The following is an 18,624-nucleotide window of genomic DNA, read 5'->3' as shown; positions in this document are numbered from 1 at the left end:
ACTAGCGTGACTTCTGATAAAGCCAGTGTTCAATGTCGCTGGCTGGCAGCGGTTTCGAAAAGAAGTAGCCCTGAATCTGATCGCAGCCGTAGGTTTTCAGCAGTCCCAGTGTGGCTTCTGCTTCCACACCTTCGGCCAGCACGGTGTAATTCAGCTCTTTTAGCATCCGGATGATGCATCTGACGATGATTTTGGATGCGTCGTCCTCGCCCATGCGCGAGATCAACGATCGGTCGATTTTAATCACATCCAGCGGGATATCCTGCAGGTAGCTGATATTGCTGTAGCCAACGCCGAAATCATCCAGCGAGATCACAAAGCCATGCGATTTCAGCGCTTCCAGCCCTTTAATCGCCACATCGCTTTTGGTGATCAGTTCATTCTCCAGACACTCAATGCCCATAATCGAGTTAGGTAACTGTGCTGCCGCTAATTTCGCTACCAGCTGGTCGGCAAAATCAGGCCTGGCGAAGTCGCGTTCACTGACGTTGATCGAGACCGGAATCAGGTCGTAGTCGCGATTCCAGCGCACCAGTTGCTCGACCGCATGATCAATAACCCAGTTGGTCAGATCGGAGATCAGGTTGGTTTTACCCGCTAGCGGAATAAACTCTGATGGGAAGAGCTCACCTCGCTCAGGATGATTCCAGCGTATCAGCGCCTCCAGCCCGACCGTTTTACCGGTTTTGAGACAGACTTTAGGCTGCCAGGCGAGATACAGCTCTTCATCTTTCTTCAGCGCCTGAGCCAGATCGTTCATGATCATAAAGTCATCGGTGCGCCGCGAGTCGTAACTCTCATCAAACGACATCGCACTAATGTTCTCATCAATCGCTTCATGTAGCGCGCTGACGGCCTGACGTACCGTTTCGTTGGCATCCATTTGTCCCGGTACAAACTCTGTTTCGCCGGTAAAGACATCCAGATCCAGCGTGATATTTTCCGCCAGATCGGCCCGCATACCTTTAAACAGATCAATTATATTATGCGCTGAATAACGGCCTGAGTAGGGCTGCACAATGGCAAAACGGCCAGGGGCAAATGTGTAAAGCGTCTCGTTCTTTGGCAGATTGAGCCGCTGTGCGATATCCTGCGCCATCTGTCTGAGCAATTTCTCCATCGGTGCAATACCGACCGCGCGGGAAAGTTCATACGCGCGAATGATATCGAGGCAGTCGATAAGAATCAGGCGAAAACGGCTGTGGGGCGCGGTAACATTCAATTGCTGCAGATCACGAATCAGGCGTGGCCGGTTCGGCAAATGCGTTATAACGTCGGCAAAACCCGCATTGTTCCAGGCATCCAGAAAAGAGGTCACCAGCGTGGCCAGTGACCGCAGTGTAGCGAGTTTCTCATCCGCAAAGTTATGAGGTTGTGTATCGGTTATGCAGAGCGTTCCCAGCATCGCGCCGTCGAGGTTTTGCAACGCTACACCGGCATAAAAACGTATATGCGGGTCGCCTTCCACAAAGGGATGCGTCACAAAGCGTTCATCCAACAGGGTGTCTACCACTACCAGATGCCCCTCACCATCAATAACGTGGCGGCAGAGAGATTCATCGCGGGTCGATTGTTTAAGATCGAAGTTCCGTGAGGCTCTAATGTATTGATTATGATTGTCAATAATCGAAATGAAACTGCCCGAAATACCCAGCACCTGACTGGCGAGATTCACGAATCTCTCCAGCACTCTGTCACGGATTTCATCCGGCGATAAAAGTGCCTTGATCGCACTCAGACGCTTTACGTCGCTGCCATTTTTCTCGTTATGCACTGAAACCTCTCCTTTGCAGGCGCAAAAATCGAAATAAATTTAGCTTAACAATGCTCAATTAGCGCCCAATTATCAGATAAATAGCGGCTCAATCTGACAGTACTTTCACAGTGAAACAGTGTCGCACGATATCTGATCGCTGTCGAAATCATTTAACGTGCTTCTTTCATGCGCGCAACCTGCGGTGTTTCCATCCTGAAGCCAAGACCGATAAGGCGACCCAATACAAAACGCAGAAACGGCAGGCGCTGGATAATAGCCGGAACCTTACTGCTGCCCGCAGGTTTTCTTCTGGCTTTGTTGCGGCTCATTTTAATCTGCAAAAACTGTGTGGCGACAGTGGGAAACTGACGACGCTTCTGCACTTTTTCCAGATCGCGTAGCTGCAGTTCACCCCGTTTCAATGGGGCGGTAAGGAGATTCGCCGTCGCCACCGCATCCTGAATTGCCAGATTGACGCCAACCCCGCCTATCGGCGACATGGCATGCGCAGCATCACCAATGCAGAGCACGCCAGGTCTCGCCCACTTATCCAGCCGGTCGATACGTATCGACAGCAGCTTAAACGCCTCCCAGCGCCCGATTTCCGACATGCGCGTCGCCTCAAAAGGCGACACTGCCGCCACGTCTGCTTTAAACGCGTCGAGACCAGCGGCCTGTTTCGCCTCAAACTCCCCTTTCGGAATGGTCAGACCGCACTGCCAGTAGTCGCCACGATCAATAACGATGAAGTTCTGTTTCGGACCTTTATGCCCCATGCCCAGGTCGGGATCCTGCGGCAGCTTACTTAAGCGGAACCAGATGACATCGCGCGCGGCGCCAAATTCCTGTCCGATCAGCCCGGCCGCGTCGCGAACGCGAGAATGGCGACCGTCCGCACCGACCACCAGTTTGCAGCGAATATGCAGCTGCTGATTGCCGCGTGAGGCCGTCACGCCGGTGACCGTGCCATTTTCTTCGATCAGCGACTCGAAGGCAGTCGACTGCAGCAGGCTGAAGCCCGGATAGCAGAGACTCTGCTCGGCCATATAGTTCAGGAAATCCCACTGCGGCATGAAAGCTATAAAACGACACTGAACCGGCAGACGTGAGAAGTCGGCCATCGTAATGCTTTGTCCAGCAATTTCCGCCTCCAGCTTTTCGGCTCGCTGATGCGGCAGCGTCAGGAAGGATTCCAGCAGTCCGAGCTGATGCATTATTTCCAGCGTCGAAGGGTGGATGGTGTCTCCGCGAAAGTCATGAAGAAAGTCAGCATGTTTTTCGATGACGACTACGCGCAGGCCCGCGCGGGCGAACAGATAACCCAGCATTAAGCCGGCCGGGCCACCGCCGACGATACAGCAGTCAGCGGTAAGAATTTCAGTGGAATGTGGCTGCATGTCAGCTCCCTGTCGCGCCAGTATTGCTATGATTATTGCGTCAACCGTGTCGACATTGCCGCATCCGGTTGATGGTGCTGCTCAGGCTATTCACTCAATGCGATTAAACTCAACTGAAACTGCCGAAGAGCCTTTCCTGTCCTCAGCAGTCAGGAGATCATCATGAACGTGATCCGCAATACGCTGTTTATGCTGCTGTCAGTATGCCCCATGCTTGTGGCCGCCGGGCCGTATGAAACGCTGCAGTTTACACTGCGTCAGCAGCAGATAACCGACGATCTGCGCCAGAAGTGCCAGTTACCGCCAGCCTTCTCCGATGAAAAACTGCGCCAGACATTTCTCAATGACAAGCAGAACCTGCAACAGAATCAGCTCACGCTGACCGCCGCGGCTCAGGCGCTGAAAAACCAGGACAACCCAGCCTACCGCGAACGCATGGCGCAAGTGGTTTGTCCACCGTCGCAGACCGATTAACGCTTTTCCCGGCTGAAATTGATCCTGACATTTGTTTTCACCTTATCACTCAGTAAACTGGCACGCTCGTCTGTTTGAACAAGAATGCCCCTCAATGAATGAAGAATCACCGCAGCCGGTTTATGTTCCCCGTTCCCTCGCGGCGCGCAGCCAGATGTTTCGCGCCCTGCTCTATCGTGACAAAACGCCGCTGGCGATGCTGTTTTGCGCCGCGCTGGTCGGTCTGGCGGGGGTAGCGTTTGCCCGGGCCGTTGAAGCAATACAGCAGTGGCGCGCCGATACGCTTATCCCCGCGCAGTTTCAGGGCTGGATGCTTTACGCCGCCGCTTTTGCCATTTCGGCCTTGCTGGCGATGCTCGGCTATTTTCTCGTCAGACGCTTTGCGCCCGAAGCGGGTGGTTCCGGCATTCCCGAAATTGAAGGGGCGCTGGAAGAGCTGAGACCTGTGCGCTGGTGGCGGGTGATTCCGGTGAAATTTTTTGGCGGCATGGGTACGCTGGGTGCCGGAATGGTACTGGGCCGTGAAGGCCCGACGGTGCAGCTGGGCGGCAACATTGGCCGCATGGTGATTGATGTTCTGGGGATGCGCAGCAACGAAGCGCGTCATACGCTGCTGGCAACGGGCGCGGCTGCGGGCCTGGCCGCCGCGTTTAACGCGCCGCTGGCGGGCATACTGTTCATCATTGAGGAGATGCGTCCGCAGTTTCGCTATAGCCTGATTTCGATTAAAGCGGTGTTTACCGGTGTCATCATGGCGAGCATCGTATTTCGTTGTTTCAACGGCGAACAGGCGGTGATCTCCGTTGGTAAACTGGCTGATGCGCCAGTGCAGACGCTGTGGATGTATCTGGTGCTGGGTATGATTATCGGCATGGTTGGCGTGCTATTTAACCGCCTGATATTCATAACGCAGGATTTCTTTGCCCGCTTTTATGCCGGCAAAACGGCACGCATGGTGCTGGCGGGTGCATTGCTCGGCGGCGGCTGCGGTATTCTGGCGCTGCTGTTCGCACCTGGCGCAGGCGGTGGATCAGAACTGATTCCTCAGGCGGTTCATGGCGTGTTTCCGTTCACCCTGCTGCTGCTCATCTTCATGGTCAGGCTGGTTACTACCCTGCTCTGTTTTGGCTCAGGTGCGCCGGGCGGTATTTTTGCGCCGATGCTGGCACTGGGAACGCTGCTCGGGACAGCTTTTGGAGTAGCGATGACGGAACTGTTCCCGTTTTATCATCTGGACGCGGGAACCTTTGCGATTGCGGGGATGGGCGCACTGTTTGCCGCTTCGGTAAGGGCACCGCTCACCGGGATCGTACTGGTGCTGGAGATGACGGATAACTATCAGCTGATATTGCCGATGATTATTACCTGTCTGGGGGCTACGCTGCTGGCGCAGTTTCTGGGGGGAAAACCACTCTACTCATCCATACTGGCCCGCACGCTGGCGCGTCAGGCTGAAGCGACCCTACCATAGCGGCGGATCGTGATATCAGTTACGTACCATCAAAATAGTCAGCAGGGATCTGCCCAGGTACCTGATTAATGACTTCATCGTTATCCGGGCCATCGTCGCGGAAGCGGAGCATATCTTCAATGAAGTCATTCTGATAGCAGATGGTTTTTTCGGATGCTGACCTTCTCCGGTAATCCACTGCGGGAAGAAAATTGTTCCGTGAAGCAGGGTGCGATTGAGTTCAAACAGCAGGCTGACGCAGGTGCCCGTAGTTTATACCAGTTAGCTTTGTAGATGCCGTGCTAAATTGCACTGCGTGCATTTTCTGGTTGGTCACCCAACGACCGCCCACCAGCCCCTGATGAATAGGGTAGTTACAGGTTGTCTCTTAAACATTAATTAATGAGCATAACCGGGGGCAGAAGCGAGTACATTCCATTTACTGGCGATACAACGCGGTGTAGGAGCAAAGTCCAAAGAATAATTTTCAGATAAACACCCTTGGCGCGAGGGCGCGAGTTTGAAAATAGCGGGTCACCCACTTAAATGTAATAATTCATTTATAAAGCACAGCCTATCAAAACCTGTCACTGATCTGATTTCTAAGAAATTTATTAAGAGACGGACGGCAGGCCGCACCAGTGCTGGACATGCAAATGTTTCAGAAGATAATCCTATAAGGGTGTAATTCGTAGAGCTGAGCAATAAAAAAATGCGCTCGGAATCTTTTGCTTAAGCTGACCTGTGATAGCGAAGGCTTAAATAATACTGACATAGCCATTAAATTTGTTAATGATCTGTAGTTTTTCCGGATCAGCGCTGGACGGCATTCGTTAGAGAACGGCTGCACCTGCACTGGCATATAGTTAATATGTCTTGCTATGAATCGATGTGATGTTCATTGCTGGTCTCAATTCTGAATGTCTTGCGCAGGGTAAATGCCCGCAGTCACTCCCGATGACAATGCTAAAGACACACCTTGTGAATACTCTTAGCAGAGCATGGAACCTTGATACGAAGCGATGAAGAGGATAGGTAAACTGAAGAGAATCATAGCACGCGTGAATGCGGCAAAGAGTGACTAATGGGAAAGGATTTGAAAATAACGATCAATAATGGCACCCCTTCAAAATCTGAAAGAAATGCTTAAATGATAAAAGCCCTGACTAAAATAGTCAGGGCTTTTAAGGTACTGCAGATTTAACATTAAACATTAACTAACTTAATTGATAGGTACTGCTTCGGTACTGCTATTTATGAACAGATCCTGTGGATAATAATGATCATCATAATGAAATGTCACTATTATTAGCAGTTTCAACCACCTGATAGTCTTTCAGGAGACAAAAACAGGTCAGGCCCGTAGAAATCTGTACACCCCCATCGCGATATATATTCTATGATGCGTTGCCTTACTTTCATTACGACGTTTAAACCGCAATCGTATCCTGTCGTAAAGTAACGTTCAGAACTACGAGGCCTTACATCATCGCGACGCGATACTACTGACTTATTGAAGATTTACTCAGACTCCATCTAACAGCGTCGTTATTAACTTATCTGCGATTAATAACAACTTCGTTTAACAGAACCATCGGCAACTTATATTAACAAATTGTCGACACTATTGACGCTAAACACCCGGGTTTTTTTGGTGTATCAGGGCAACTTCACGCCGCTGATGTGATTTACTTTACGGATCTGATAAACGATGTCAACACTGTTTTTAAAGACATGTTTATATTTTCAGTATACTTACTCGGCTAACCGTTAATTAGAGAAATCCAGCACTGTAATTATTGGCATCAATTTAAATTTAGCCCTAATCTATTTGATCTGAATAATTCATCAGGTAACTATCTACACTGTGCCTTGATTTCAGCAATAAAAAAGGCGCCCTGAGGCACCTTGCGAAACGTCTTAACTACAGACGCTTTAACTCGCCAGACTTGAGAGTAAAACTTTCGCAGTCTCAGCCGACGAACCTGGGTTCTGTCCGGTAATCAGCAAGCCGTCCTGCACAGTGTAGGATTGCCAGTCATCACCGCGTGAGTAAAGACCGCCATTCTGTTTCAACACATCTTCTACCAGGAAAGGCACGACGTCAGTGAGGCCAACGCCTTCCTCTTCACTATTAGTAAACCCGGTTACTTTCTTACCTTTCACCAGCGGTGTGCCCTCGGCGTTTTTCACATCACGCAGAACACCTGGCGCGTGACAAACCAGCGCCACCGGCTTACCAGCCTGCAGGGTTTGCTCAATCAGCGAAATGGAGTGTTTGTCGTTAGCCAGATCCCATAACGGCCCATGGCCGCCGGGATAGAACACGGCATCAAACGTTTCCTGATTAACCGTATCAAGCCTTACGGTCGAGGCCAATGCGGCCTGAGCAGCAGAGTCAGCATGGAAGCGGCGTGTCTCATCAGTCTGAGATTCAGGTTCATCACTTTTTGGATCGAGTGGCGGCTGTCCACCCTTCGGTGAAGCCAGGGTAATGTCAGCGCCCGAATCCAGGAATGCATAGTAAGGTGCGGCAAGCTCTTCAAGCCAGAAACCCGTCTTCTTACCGGTGGTGCCCAACTCATCATGCGAGGTCAAAACCATTAAAATTTTCATTTCCGCTCCCTGTAACAGTCAGTCAGTTTAAGGTCTAAGGATAGTCAGAACCCGCGATTTAGCCGCCCTGTTCTGCGTTGACCCACTAATCATGGCGCGCATATAAATATTTATGAAATTTATTTCTTCAATTTAAGCTATTCACAAAACATTATAGCTAAATGAAATACGACCTTAATTTACTGCCGGTTTTGCTGGTTATGATGGAAGAGCGCAGCGTCACCCGCGCAGCGGAACGGCTTGGTATTACCCAGCCAGCACTTTCAAATGCCTTAAACCGGCTGCGGGAAACGCTCAACGATCCGCTGTTTATCCGCGAGCGCTACGGTATGCGGCCGACGCCGAAAGCAGAACAGCTGGCCCAGGTGGTCGGTACTGCCCTGTCATCCATTGATAAGATGATCCTTGGTCAGCAGGACTTTGATCCGCTGCACGCAACCCGGTTGTTTACCCTCGCCCCTAACAGCTATGTTGAATTCATCATGATGCCTGCCATTGTGGCGCGTCTTCGTGACTGCGCGCCCGGTATCAGGCTTCGCCTCACGCCGTTTGGCAACGACGTAACGGAAACGGGTGTGATTTCAGGAAACACCGACATGGTGCTGGGGCGCATCGTTGAGCCTCCTGATAATCTGGTTGTGCAGCACCTGATGAATGAAGGTCTGGCGTGTGTGATACGCGCAAATCATCCGCTGGTGGGTGAAAACCTCAGCGCAGAACAGTATGAGCAGCTCAAACACGTTAATGTCCTGCCGCCTGGTCGTATGCGCGCGGGTTTATATCAGGCACTTGAAAAGCGCGGCCTGCGCCGTCAGGTTGCCGTGTCGGTAACACATTTTCTGGCCGTACCGGAGATGATTGCGGTCACTGACTACTGCGCGACCCTGCCTCGCCTGATCTGCCAACATCTTTCCAGAGATCAGCGGCTCAGAATTGTTCCCGCGCCGGTTGATCTCGGCACTTTTCCGGTTGAAATGGGCTGGCATGCGCGCTATCGCGACGATCCTGCACATCGCTGGTTCAGGAGTTTAGTTGCAGAAACAGCCCACGCGCTAGCCGACCCTCAAATAAATAGCTATCACGATCATAATTGCCGCACTAATGGTTAATATATATATAGTTACCTGAGTTACTATCATTCCCATCGGAGGCCAGTATCCTCCTCATTCACAACTCAGGAATATGACCATGAAAAATGTAAAAGCACTCTCAATTGCCGCGCTCGCAGCTCTTTCACTGATCTCATTTGGCAGCTTTGCCGAAAGTATTTCAGTCATCTCCTCTACACTGGATGGCGCAGAATCGAAAATCGCCGCTCAGGCGCAGGAACAGGGCGCGCAGTACAAAATTACGGAAGCGAACACCAATAACCGTGTTCACATGACCGCTGAACTGTATAAATAACGGATGGTCGCAAACGGATTTGCCAGACGAGGCTGCCCAATGGGCAGCCTTTTTTGTGCCTGATCAGGCAAGACGGGTGGCAGGCGGAGTACCGGTACGCCACCATAAAATCAGCGCCGCCAGGGCTATCGCCCCAAGAACCGCAAAGGCAGCGCTGTAAGAATAACGTGCGGCGATTGCTCCGGTCATGGCAGGACTCAGCGCAGCACCTGCGCCCTGCATCAGCATAATGACGCTCTGTCCGGCATTAACATGGCCGGTACCCCGCATCAGAGACACAATATAACCCGGCACCGCCACGCCCAGAATCCCTGCCGCAATACCATCCAGAACCTGAACCGGAATGACAAAGAGCGGCTCGGCAAAGCCTGCCGCAATAATCGCGCGCAGCGGTAAAATTATCAGAGCAACCATAATAAAGAGGCGATAGCTGTGCGTTTCTACCCGTTTAGAGACCCATAGCGCGACCGGGATCATCACCAGCTGGGAAATCACCACCGTTGCCGCAGCGTACAGACCCGGACTGACCGCCGCCTGTCCGCCTGCCGAGGCGACGCGCATGCTCAGCATCGGTAACAGCGCGGCATTGGCAAGATGAAACAGCAGCAGCGTCACGCCAGCAATCATTAGCGCTGGCTCACGCATCAGCATTGATAAGCTCAGCGCTGGCTGACGCTCTTCATTCTGTTCATAGCCTCGCGCCACCTCGTTATCAATCTCATCACCGCGAATCGCCAGAGTGGCGAAGGCAGCAAATATCGCCATTACCGTCATCAGAATAAAGACGGCACCCATGCCCCAGTACCAGGCTGAAAATCCCGCCAGCAACGCCGCAATAGTGTTACCGCCATGATTGAAGGCCTCATTGCGTCCCATCTGATGGTTGAAGCCGCGCTGACCGGTCAGCCCCAGGGTGATACCCGCCACGGTAGGGCCGATAAACGCCGCAGCAATTCCCGCTACAATTTGCGAGACCATCGCGGTCCAGGTCTGATTGCTGTACCACAGCAACAGCGTAGCAACGGTGATCACCAGACAACCCAGCAGCACAATCATTTTTTTATGACGGGTCGCATCGGCAGCTATTCCTGCAGGCAGCGTGGCAAGGAGTCCGGCAATGCCGCCACAGGTCATCACCAGTCCGATTTCGTCAGGACGCCAGTGCCGTTCCGTCAGAAATATGCCCAGAAAAGGCCCCAGACCGTCGCGGACATCAGCCAGAAAAAAGCTCATTAAACAGAGCGCATAGCGTGAACGCTGAGACATGTTATTTCCCTGGAAGGTAAGTGTTTAAGGCAGTAGCGCTTCGGTTAACAGGGAAATTATGTGTTACAAAGAAGAAAGTCACATTTCGTTATAGTAACAAAATGAAAAAGGCCACTCGTCACATTATACGGATGGCCTGATACTTTTCTCTTCGCGCAGGATAGGTTATTTATCCGTGCCGAAACCCTGTTTCAGCAGGGCGGGCAGCACAGCCGGGAAGTAGATGTTTTTATAATAACCGCTGACGCTTTCGCTCCAGCTCTCACCGTCGTGACGACCGATGTTTTTCCAGTGCTGAACCATTTCATCGTTGTAGGCCGCAATCTGCTGCTCCAGCCCCTGCGTCTGATAGGTCTCATCATGGCGGAAGGTTGCCAGTGGCAGACGCGGTTTCTGATGAGCGGGTTCATCAACGTGACCGATGACCACACCGGCAATCGGGAAGGTCATTGGCGGCAGTTCCAGCAGTGAAATCATCGCCTGTGGATCGCGACGGATTCCGCCAATCGGCACAATGCCCAGACCTTCTGCCCGCGCAGCGGCCATGACCGAGCCAAGCGCAATACCGATATCAGTAGAACCCGACACGATGCTCTCAATGCTCTGATGCGCGATCTGCTGCTGATCGACAGCAGCCATTCCCACCGCTGATTTATGCATGTCCAGCACGAAAGTGATGAAGACCGGTGCTTTGGCAATCCACGGCTGACCGCCTGCAATTGCGGCGATCTCTGCACGACGTCCGGCATCTCGCGTAATCACCACAGAAACCTGCTGTGAGTTTACTGATGTCGGTGCGCGGTAAGCGGTACTGATAATCCGATCCAGCACCGCTTCATCGACAGGTTGCTCAGTGAAACTGCGTTCACTTTTATGACGTGTAAAAATATTAATCAGTTCGCTCATGGTTCCTCCCATATAAAGCGCAAGAATAGCAGTAGATCACAGGGAAAAACTTAACCGCACTGGTCATGCTGTCGGGGCATTTTTCAGCCTCCCCAGCGGCTTTTAAGATAGCTCACCGCCTGCTGAGTCTGCGGCTGGTTCAGATAGTTCTCTCTGAACAGAATAGTGCCATCAATATTGTGGTTTGCTTCATTCAGGTCGAGCTGCTTTTTCAGTTCAGGCACGCCACCCTGAAGCGTCCAGTCAGGTTCGATTTTTGATGGCTCACCGACTTTGTAGAGCGCAAGCCCGATGTAGAGCCGGGTATTAGTCGGTTTCACCACCTCTGCCCACCAGTTTGCCAGCACGTCATAACGGGCAGCCTGACGGGAAAAAGGCCAGTAAAGTTGCGGGGCGATATAATCCAGCAGGCCCTGCTGCACCCAGCGACGGGTATCCGCAAAGGCTTCGTCGTACGCCGCGGCGCCCCGCGTATCGGAACCAGCAGGATCGTGCGACAGGTTCCGCCAGACGCCCGCCGGACTCACACCAAATTCAACCTCTGGCTTCAGCTGTTTGATAGTACGTGACACCTGCTCAATCAGCTGCTGGGTATTGTGACGTCGCCAGTCCGCTTTACTGGCAAAACCCTGTCGGTAGCGAGTAAAGGTCTGATTATCGTTGAGCAGTGAACCTGCCGATTCGGCATAAAAATAGTCGTCAAACTGCACACCGTCGATGGGATAACGCGTCACCACCTCGGCCACAATACTGGTGATCCAGTCACGCGCCTCAGGAATGCCCGGATCGAGCACATAGCGATCCCCTGCGGTGCGAATCCAGTCGCGGTGCAGCACAAAAACGCTGGCCGGATGCAGTGACAGCGTGCGGTTCAGTTCGCTGACGGTAGAGGGTTTGGTATTCACCGATACCCGGTAGGGATTAAACCAGGCGTGAACTTTGATACCGCGCTTGTGCGCCTCGTCCAGCATAAACTGCAGCGGATCATATCCCGGATCTTCACCGATTTTGCCGGTCAGTATATCGGACCAGGGGAGGATTTTTGAGGGCCAGAGTGCCGTGGCATCCGGTTTCACCTGGAAAAAAACCGTGTTAATTCCCAGGCTTTTCAGCTTATCCAGCTTATCGGCCAGGGATTGCTGCTGCAGACGGATACGCTGCGCCGGACTGGTGCCATTCACCGACGCCACAGGTGGCCAGTCAAGACGTGATACCGTGGCTAACCAGACGCCCCGCATCGGTTGATTAACCTGAGGCTGTGCTGGCTTGCCGGGCACAGGTAATGGCTGTTTCGTTACCGGCGGAAAAGGGGTCACCAGCGATTTCGGCGGTTCGGATGCGCAACTGACCAGCAATAACGCCGCAGCCAGTGCAGCGCCTCGCTTAATGGCCGCTCTGGCCTGTGCAGAAAAGGGATTAAGGGTGATGATAAACTCCAGTATTGTCTGGTCGGAACGCAAAGAGCTGTATTCTCGGTGACGCTGATGAAATGTCAATGCGTTAGCACAGCTCCAGCCCTGAAACTGCTGCCTTTGAAACCCTGGGAACCGCTAACGCGGCGGACTAAAGATCATCCCTGCGGACATAAGACAGGCTTTGAGTGTGCCAAAGGCGTCCTGACACTGCCGCTCATTGACGCAGGCATAGCCCAGCAGCAATCCACGCGCCTCCTGGGGATGCATGTAGTATTGCGAAAGCGGCCGCACTTTGACCCCGCGTTTCAGCGCCTCCGCAGCTATTGCTACGTCATCCGCGCCCGCAGGCAGCGGCATCACCAGATGCAGTCCTGCTTCATGGTTGAATGCCGGTAAAAAGGCCGGCCCCAGATAGCGCTCAATCAGCCTGCAGAGAAACTGTCGCCGCTGACGATAAAGCAGGCGCATCCGGCGAATATGCTCCATGTAATGGCCTAACCGGATAAATTCTGCCAGCGCCCGCTGAATCAACAGATGTCCGCCACGATAGAGTTCCGCTGCCGCGATGCGCAACGGCTGTGCCAGCGGTTTCGGCACCACCATGTAGCCAATACGCAGAGCGGGATAGAGTGTTTTACTGAATGTTCCCATGTAAATGACCGGTGCATCAGCTTCCAGCCCCTGTAATGAGGGATGAGGCTGACCGGAAAAACGAAATTCGCTGTCGTAGTCATCTTCAACAATCCAGCTCTGATGACGGCGAGCCAGGGCGATCAATGCCTGACGACGCGCCAGGCTCAGGTGCACCCCCAGCGGATACTGATGAGAAGGCGTTACAAACACCATTTTAGGGGCCGGGCCGCTGTCCGGTACCAGGCCCTGCTCATCCACCGGCATCGCGCGAATCTTCAGACCATTCATGCGCAGCAAATTACGTGTTCCCCAGTAGCCCGGCTCCTCCATCCAGACCCGATCGCCGGGGTCACATAATACCCGCGTCACCAGATCAACCGCCTGATGAACCCCTTCGGTAATCAGGATCTGGTCAGCATCGGCTCGAACAGAACGCGCCACCCGCAGATAGTCCACCAGCGCATGGCGAAGATCGGGACAGCCGCCGCCGCTGCTGTAGACCAGGCGATGTACGTCAGGTTCGCGGTTCAGCCGCGCCTGAATCTGGCTGAAAAGCTTGTGAGGAAATTCGGTGACATCAGGCGCGCCGGGCACAAATGCGCCCCACTGCCAGGGCGAGGCGGTGGCATGGCCCAGCAAACTGGCACCGCGCCTGGACAGCGTCGCCGGTCGTTGCGCCTTCACCGCATGCAGATCAGCAATCGCTTCACTTTGCAGAGAATTCTCCGGCAACGTTTCGGCAATCCAGGTGCCGCTGCCCGTGCGCGCGGTAACATAGCCCTGCGCCATCAGACTTTCATAGACATGCATTACCGTGTTTCGCGACACGCCCAGTTCGCGCGCCAGATCGCGGGTTGGCGGCAAACGGCTTCCGCGCGGAAACACCTCTTCAGCAATCGCGGCCTGCATACACTTCAGCAGCCGCTGGTGTAGTGAGCCGGTTCTCAAAAACTGTAACCGTGCTAATAGATGATCTGCGTACAAGAGTCGCAATTGGCTCCACCTTTCCTCTGACAATTGGCTCTGGCAACTCACCACGCCTCTGGCATAAATAAACGTGTTTGTCGGGAATTGTAAACACGCATATTAACGAGGTGGATGAAATGAGCGAAAATAATAACCTGATGCAGCAGCGCAAAGCACAGGCTCTCCCCAAAGGCATCGGTACGCTGTGCGACTGGTACGTTGCCCGGGCAGAAAACGCCACCTTATGGGATCAGGCCGGTAACAGCTGGATCGACTTTGCTGGCGGCATCGCAGTGCTGAACACCGGCCACCGCCATCCACGTATCGAACAGGCCATTGCCGATCAGTTAACTAAGTTCACCCATACTGCCTTCCAGATCACCCCCTACGAAAGCTACATAGCCCTGGCTGAGCGCATCAATCAGCGGGTGCCCATCACTGGTCCGGCGAAAACGGCCTTCTTCACGACCGGCGCGGAAGCGGTGGAAAATGCGGTCAAAGTGGCGCGTGCCTATACCCGCCGTCACGGCATCATCACCTTTGGTAACGCGTTCCATGGTCGTACTTTCATGACGATGGCAATGACCGGCAAAGTGGCACCTTACAAGCGGGATTTTGGGCCGATGCCACCGTCGGTGTTCCATGCCCGCTACCCCAGCGCGGTTCAGGGGATCAGCATTGAGGCGGCACTGACCAGCCTCGACGACATCTTTACCCAGGACATTGCACCGCATGATGTGGCCGCTATCGTGCTGGAGCCGGTACAGGGTGAAGGCGGATTTCATGCCGCACCCGCAGAGTTTATGGTGCAGCTGCGGGAGCTGGCTGATCGCCACGGCATTCTGCTGATTGCGGATGAAGTCCAGAGCGGATTCGCCCGGACCGGCAAGCTGTTCGCCATGGAGCACTATCCGGTGAAGGCCGATATCATCACCATGGCCAAAAGCCTGGCTGGTGGCATGCCACTCTCCGCCATCGCTGGTCGTGCAGAAGTTATGGACGCGCCTGCGCCCGGTGGCCTGGGCGGAACCTACGCCGGTAACCCACTGGCTATCGCCTCAGCCCATGCGGTGCTGGATGTGATTGAGGAGGAGCAGCTTTGCCAGCGCGCCATCGATCTTGGTGCCAGGCTTGAAGCTGAACTGCAGGAGCATCAACGCAACCATCCGGACATTGCTGACGTGCGTGCGCTGGGTTCAATGGTGGCAATGGAGTTCTATCAGGCCAGCACCGCGCAGGCGGTTCAGAAGATGGCAATGGAACAGGGCCTGCTGCTGCTGACGTGTGGAGCTAAAGGCAACGTCATTCGCTTCCTCTACCCGCTCACCATCCCTGATGACCAGTTCAGCCAGGCGCTGACCATTCTCTCCACGGTGATTAATCACTGTGTTGCCTCTGCCGGACATCCCGTCGTCCCGGCCTGATTTCGCTGTGCGTTAACGCAAGCCTGTTCCCCTTTCGTCCGGCCACTCAGGCCGGGCGTCGCCTGGAGACGTTTACATGACGATGACTCAGAGTGCGAATGAAGATTCGCTGGCTCAAAACCTGAAACCGCGCCACGTGCGTATGCTCTCAATTGCGGGTGTGATTGGCGCAGGGCTGTTTGTCGGCTCCGGCCACGCTATTTCTGAAGCCGGTCCTGCGGTGCTGATCTCTTATGCGGCTGCCGGTGCGCTGGTGGTGCTGATTATGCGGATGCTGGCCGAGATGGCCGTCGCTTCACCCGATTCTGGCTCATTCTCAACCTATGCGGATAAAGCGCTGGGCCGCTGGGCCGGTTTTACCATAGGCTGGCTCTACTGGTGGTTCTGGGTGCTGGTGATCCCACTGGAAGCCAATGCAGCGGGGACAATTCTGCACGCCTGGTTCCCTGAGGTCGCTATCTGGCAATATACCTTTGCCATCACGTTACTGCTGACCATTACCAACCTGCTCAGCGTTAAAAATTATGGGGAATTTGAGTTCTGGTTTGCGCTGATTAAGGTGGTGGCCATCATCCTGTTCCTGGGTGTGGCGGGTGCGGCAGTATTGGGTCTGCTGCCTGACAGCAATACCAGTGGCCTGTCGCATCTTTATGACACGCACGGGTTTATGCCGAACGGGATAGGTGCAGTTGTAGCAGCCATCCTGACCACGATGTTCTCTTTTATGGGAACCGAAATCGTCACCATTGCCGCTGCCGAGTCCAAAAACCCTGGCAGGCAGATTACCCAGGCAACTAACTCGGTTATCTGGCGCATTGCGCTGTTCTATCTGCTGTCAATTTTCTTTGTGGTCGCGCTGGTGCCGTGGAACACGCCAGGCCTGGTTGAACAGGGTTCATGGCAGACGGTATTAACAGCGATGAATATTCCGCATGCCCGGCTGATTGTCGACCTGGTCGTGCTGATGGCGGTGTGCAGCTGTCTTAACTCTGCACTCTATACCTCATCGCGCATGCTCTACTCTCTGTCACGCCGCAAAGATGCGCCTGCGGCTGCTTCACGTACCAATCGCAGCGGCACGCCGTGGGTTGCAGTGCTGCTTTCTACAGCGGCTGCGTTTCTGGCGGTAATCGCGAATTACCTTGCGCCGAGTGTCGTGTTTGAGTTTTTACTGGCGACGTCGGGAGCGATTGCGCTGCTGGTTTATCTGGTCATTGCCGTGTCGCATCTGGTGCTGCGTAAAAAGCGCGAAAAGGCGGGTGAAGTCCTGAATTACCGGATGTGGTTATTCCCAGGCCTGACGTGGATAACGATTCTGTTTATTACGACCGTACTGGTGATCATGTTGTTTGATGCGAAGCATCAGGCTGAATTACTGGCAACCGGCGGTTTAACGCTGCTGATCATTACTACCAGCCTGGTCGTGCGCCGTAAAAAGGAGAAGCGGCAGAATACCAAGTACTTTACTCAGCGCTCTTCTGATCCTTCGTAATTCTCTGATGCATTTCATAAATTAAAAAGCCCACCCTTAGCAATAAAGGTGGGTTTTTCTTTTTACCTTTCTGCTGACCCATACAGAAGCTAATAACCCTCTTAGAGCTATGGGTGTAATCATTTACTTTCAGCATAATCATTGCTATCCGCACATTGCGCTGGTGTTATCAGGTTGACAGTAAAATCAGTGGTGAGAATTACAGATAGCTGACTTCAATAATCCCCTTGCTTTTCTCAGGATTCAACCAGTGCATTTTTACTACCATGGGCAAGCCGTTCAGTGACTGGGCGTTCATCATATCAGCAGTAGTAACCACAGACTTGCCCCGGACGGAATCAAAGCAGTCAAACACGACAGGATTCTGGCCGATATTCATATTACATGAACCATTGGTGATGGCTCCACTGAAGTAGATCGTGCCTGAATTTGAATCTGCGCTCGCTGGACCGGCCAGGGTAATCAGCAGCATGGTAAAGCCGTTAATCAAAAGCGATTTCATTTTTGGTCCTCAAGAGTATGTGTATCCTGTTATCGGCTCACAGACTCAAAGATTAAGTCCTGAATGAGAGAATAAATGTAAATATTCAGCCGTCTGGCGCAATGAAATCCATTAAGTGGGTGCTGTTAAGATTTATCCCAGCCATGCAGGTGGAAGTGAGTATAGGATAATTACACCGTTTCACTTATTGTTATATTCATCGAATCACATTGACAAAAATCTGTAGAATCCGCGTAGTAATTGGCTTGAAAACCTCACTTTCTCTTAGCTAAAATTCATCCGGGTCATCCGCCGGGTCATACAGAAACCATTAACTCAGCAGGACGATATATTTTTTATTATAAAGGCATCACATTTCATCTTTTTCGAAAATTATTTTTTTTGGACAGACAAAATAAAAAAAATAGGCTGGATGAGTTAACTAATGCCAGCCTCATCAATTTTAATATTTCCAGACAACTTTTCAGCTTATTCCAGATACTGACTAAAGCGCAGCAGATAACCATCCGGATCCTGCACCAGAAATTCCCGCTGGAAGGCAGTGGTCTCACCCGTGTCATAGTGATTATCCCGAAGCGGCCGATAAAGCGGAACGGCGTGGTGCTGCAAGCCTGTCAGTACAGCTTGAATGTCATCGACTTCGATCTGGAAATTAATGCCCCGCCCCAGCGGCCTCTCCATTTCAGCTGTGTTCCAGCCCTGAGTATGGCACTGCTCAATCATCAATTGCGCCTGACCATAGCAGAGGTATGCGAAGTCAGGATCCTGACGCTGGATCCGCACGTTAAAGCCCAGCACAACAGTGTAAAAATGCAGCGAAACGGCAAAGTCAGTGACGGTCAGTTCTGGCACCATAGGGTTCCAGTACAGTAGTTGATCATTATTCATAAACGTCTCCATCCTGATCAGGACGACTTCCTCTC

General features: G+C 52.8%; 16 protein-coding genes and 1 pseudogene. 6 read left to right on the top strand and 11 right to left on the bottom strand.

From position 1 onward, the window contains the following. Position 1: 1 nt before the first annotated feature. Positions 2-1,774 carry a sensor domain-containing phosphodiesterase gene (locus QSK07_RS12785; RefSeq protein ID WP_285721639.1) on the bottom strand — a complete coding sequence of 591 codons (1,773 nt, stop codon included), beginning with the start codon at positions 1,772-1,774 and terminating at the stop codon, positions 2-4. A gap of 152 nt (positions 1,775-1,926) precedes the next feature. Next, a complete protein-coding gene (locus tag QSK07_RS12780) occupies positions 1,927-3,153 on the bottom strand; it encodes an FAD-dependent oxidoreductase (RefSeq protein ID WP_285721640.1) in 1,227 nt (408 codons plus the stop codon). A gap of 162 nt (positions 3,154-3,315) precedes the next feature. Between QSK07_RS12780 and QSK07_RS12775 the strand changes: the two genes are divergently transcribed. Both QSK07_RS12775 and clcA read left to right on the top strand, forming a co-directional pair. Then, the gene (locus QSK07_RS12775; protein ID WP_098050002.1) at positions 3,316-3,627 is read left to right on the top strand and encodes a YicS family protein; all 312 of its coding nucleotides are present in this window, start codon (positions 3,316-3,318) and stop codon (positions 3,625-3,627) included. Positions 3,628-3,721: 94 nt separating this feature from the next. Further along, positions 3,722-5,098 carry a H(+)/Cl(-) exchange transporter ClcA gene (gene clcA / locus QSK07_RS12770; protein WP_285721641.1) on the top strand — a complete coding sequence of 459 codons (1,377 nt, stop codon included), beginning with the start codon at positions 3,722-3,724 and terminating at the stop codon, positions 5,096-5,098. Positions 5,099-5,113: 15 nt separating this feature from the next. Here clcA and QSK07_RS12765 read toward each other — a convergent pair whose 3' ends face one another. The 3 genes and pseudogenes from QSK07_RS12765 to QSK07_RS12760 all read right to left on the bottom strand — a co-directional run bounded on the left by QSK07_RS12765 (position 5,114) and on the right by QSK07_RS12760 (position 7,693). After that, the gene (locus QSK07_RS12765; protein WP_285721758.1) at positions 5,114-5,305 is read right to left on the bottom strand and encodes a hypothetical protein; all 192 of its coding nucleotides are present in this window, start codon (positions 5,303-5,305) and stop codon (positions 5,114-5,116) included. A 13-nt stretch (positions 5,306-5,318) separates the two neighbouring features. After that, positions 5,319-5,453 (bottom strand): annotated as a pseudogene (locus QSK07_RS22845) (phenolic acid decarboxylase); the annotation flags it as partial. Between the two features lie 1,559 nt (positions 5,454-7,012). Next, the gene (locus tag QSK07_RS12760; RefSeq protein WP_285721642.1) at positions 7,013-7,693 is read right to left on the bottom strand and encodes a type 1 glutamine amidotransferase domain-containing protein; all 681 of its coding nucleotides are present in this window, start codon (positions 7,691-7,693) and stop codon (positions 7,013-7,015) included. A 161-nt stretch (positions 7,694-7,854) separates the two neighbouring features. On the opposite strand from QSK07_RS12760, the gene QSK07_RS12755 reads away from it, so the two are divergent. Further along, positions 7,855-8,802 (top strand): LysR family transcriptional regulator, encoded by a 948-nt coding sequence (locus tag QSK07_RS12755; RefSeq protein ID WP_285721643.1) that lies wholly within the window; start codon positions 7,855-7,857, stop codon positions 8,800-8,802. A gap of 79 nt (positions 8,803-8,881) precedes the next feature. Next, the gene (locus QSK07_RS12750; protein WP_098049998.1) at positions 8,882-9,097 is read left to right on the top strand and encodes a YdgH/BhsA/McbA-like domain containing protein; all 216 of its coding nucleotides are present in this window, start codon (positions 8,882-8,884) and stop codon (positions 9,095-9,097) included. A 63-nt stretch (positions 9,098-9,160) separates the two neighbouring features. Here QSK07_RS12750 and QSK07_RS12745 read toward each other — a convergent pair whose 3' ends face one another. The 4 genes from QSK07_RS12745 to pdxR all read right to left on the bottom strand — a co-directional run bounded on the left by QSK07_RS12745 (position 9,161) and on the right by pdxR (position 14,310). After that, positions 9,161-10,363: an MFS transporter gene (locus QSK07_RS12745; protein WP_285721644.1), complete on the bottom strand. Its 1,203-nt coding sequence runs from the start codon at positions 10,361-10,363 to the stop codon at positions 9,161-9,163. 165 nt (positions 10,364-10,528) lie between these two features. After that, positions 10,529-11,269 carry a nitroreductase family protein gene (locus QSK07_RS12740; protein ID WP_098049996.1) on the bottom strand — a complete coding sequence of 247 codons (741 nt, stop codon included), beginning with the start codon at positions 11,267-11,269 and terminating at the stop codon, positions 10,529-10,531. Positions 11,270-11,352: 83 nt separating this feature from the next. Beyond that, positions 11,353-12,729, bottom strand: coding sequence for a glycoside hydrolase family 10-like protein (locus QSK07_RS12735; RefSeq protein ID WP_285721645.1), 1,377 nt, complete (start codon positions 12,727-12,729; stop codon positions 11,353-11,355). A 90-nt stretch (positions 12,730-12,819) separates the two neighbouring features. Beyond that, positions 12,820-14,310 (bottom strand): MocR-like pyridoxine biosynthesis transcription factor PdxR, encoded by a 1,491-nt coding sequence (pdxR, locus tag QSK07_RS12730; protein ID WP_275222012.1) that lies wholly within the window; start codon positions 14,308-14,310, stop codon positions 12,820-12,822. 110 nt (positions 14,311-14,420) lie between these two features. Here pdxR and gabT point away from each other — a divergent pair, with 110 nt between their 5' ends. Next, complete coding sequence (gabT, locus tag QSK07_RS12725; protein WP_098049994.1) at positions 14,421-15,707, top strand: 4-aminobutyrate--2-oxoglutarate transaminase; 1,287 nt, start codon at positions 14,421-14,423, stop codon at positions 15,705-15,707. A gap of 76 nt (positions 15,708-15,783) precedes the next feature. Further along, positions 15,784-17,199 carry a GABA permease gene (gene gabP, locus QSK07_RS12720; protein WP_098049993.1) on the top strand — a complete coding sequence of 472 codons (1,416 nt, stop codon included), beginning with the start codon at positions 15,784-15,786 and terminating at the stop codon, positions 17,197-17,199. 199 nt (positions 17,200-17,398) lie between these two features. Here gabP and QSK07_RS12715 read toward each other — a convergent pair whose 3' ends face one another. Both QSK07_RS12715 and QSK07_RS12710 read right to left on the bottom strand, forming a co-directional pair. Continuing rightward, complete coding sequence (locus QSK07_RS12715) at positions 17,399-17,701, bottom strand: YmdA family protein (RefSeq protein ID WP_285721646.1); 303 nt, start codon at positions 17,699-17,701, stop codon at positions 17,399-17,401. A gap of 468 nt (positions 17,702-18,169) precedes the next feature. Beyond that, positions 18,170-18,589 carry a bleomycin resistance protein gene (locus tag QSK07_RS12710; protein ID WP_285721647.1) on the bottom strand — a complete coding sequence of 140 codons (420 nt, stop codon included), beginning with the start codon at positions 18,587-18,589 and terminating at the stop codon, positions 18,170-18,172. Positions 18,590-18,624: the final 35 nt, after the last annotated feature.

Source organism: Pantoea sp. QMID4, assembly GCF_030270445.1.
Taxonomy (GTDB): domain Bacteria; phylum Pseudomonadota; class Gammaproteobacteria; order Enterobacterales; family Enterobacteriaceae; genus Pantoea; species Pantoea vagans.
The sequence above is the reverse complement of the archived record's forward strand: the minus strand, read 5'-3'. Positions and strand labels throughout refer to the sequence as shown.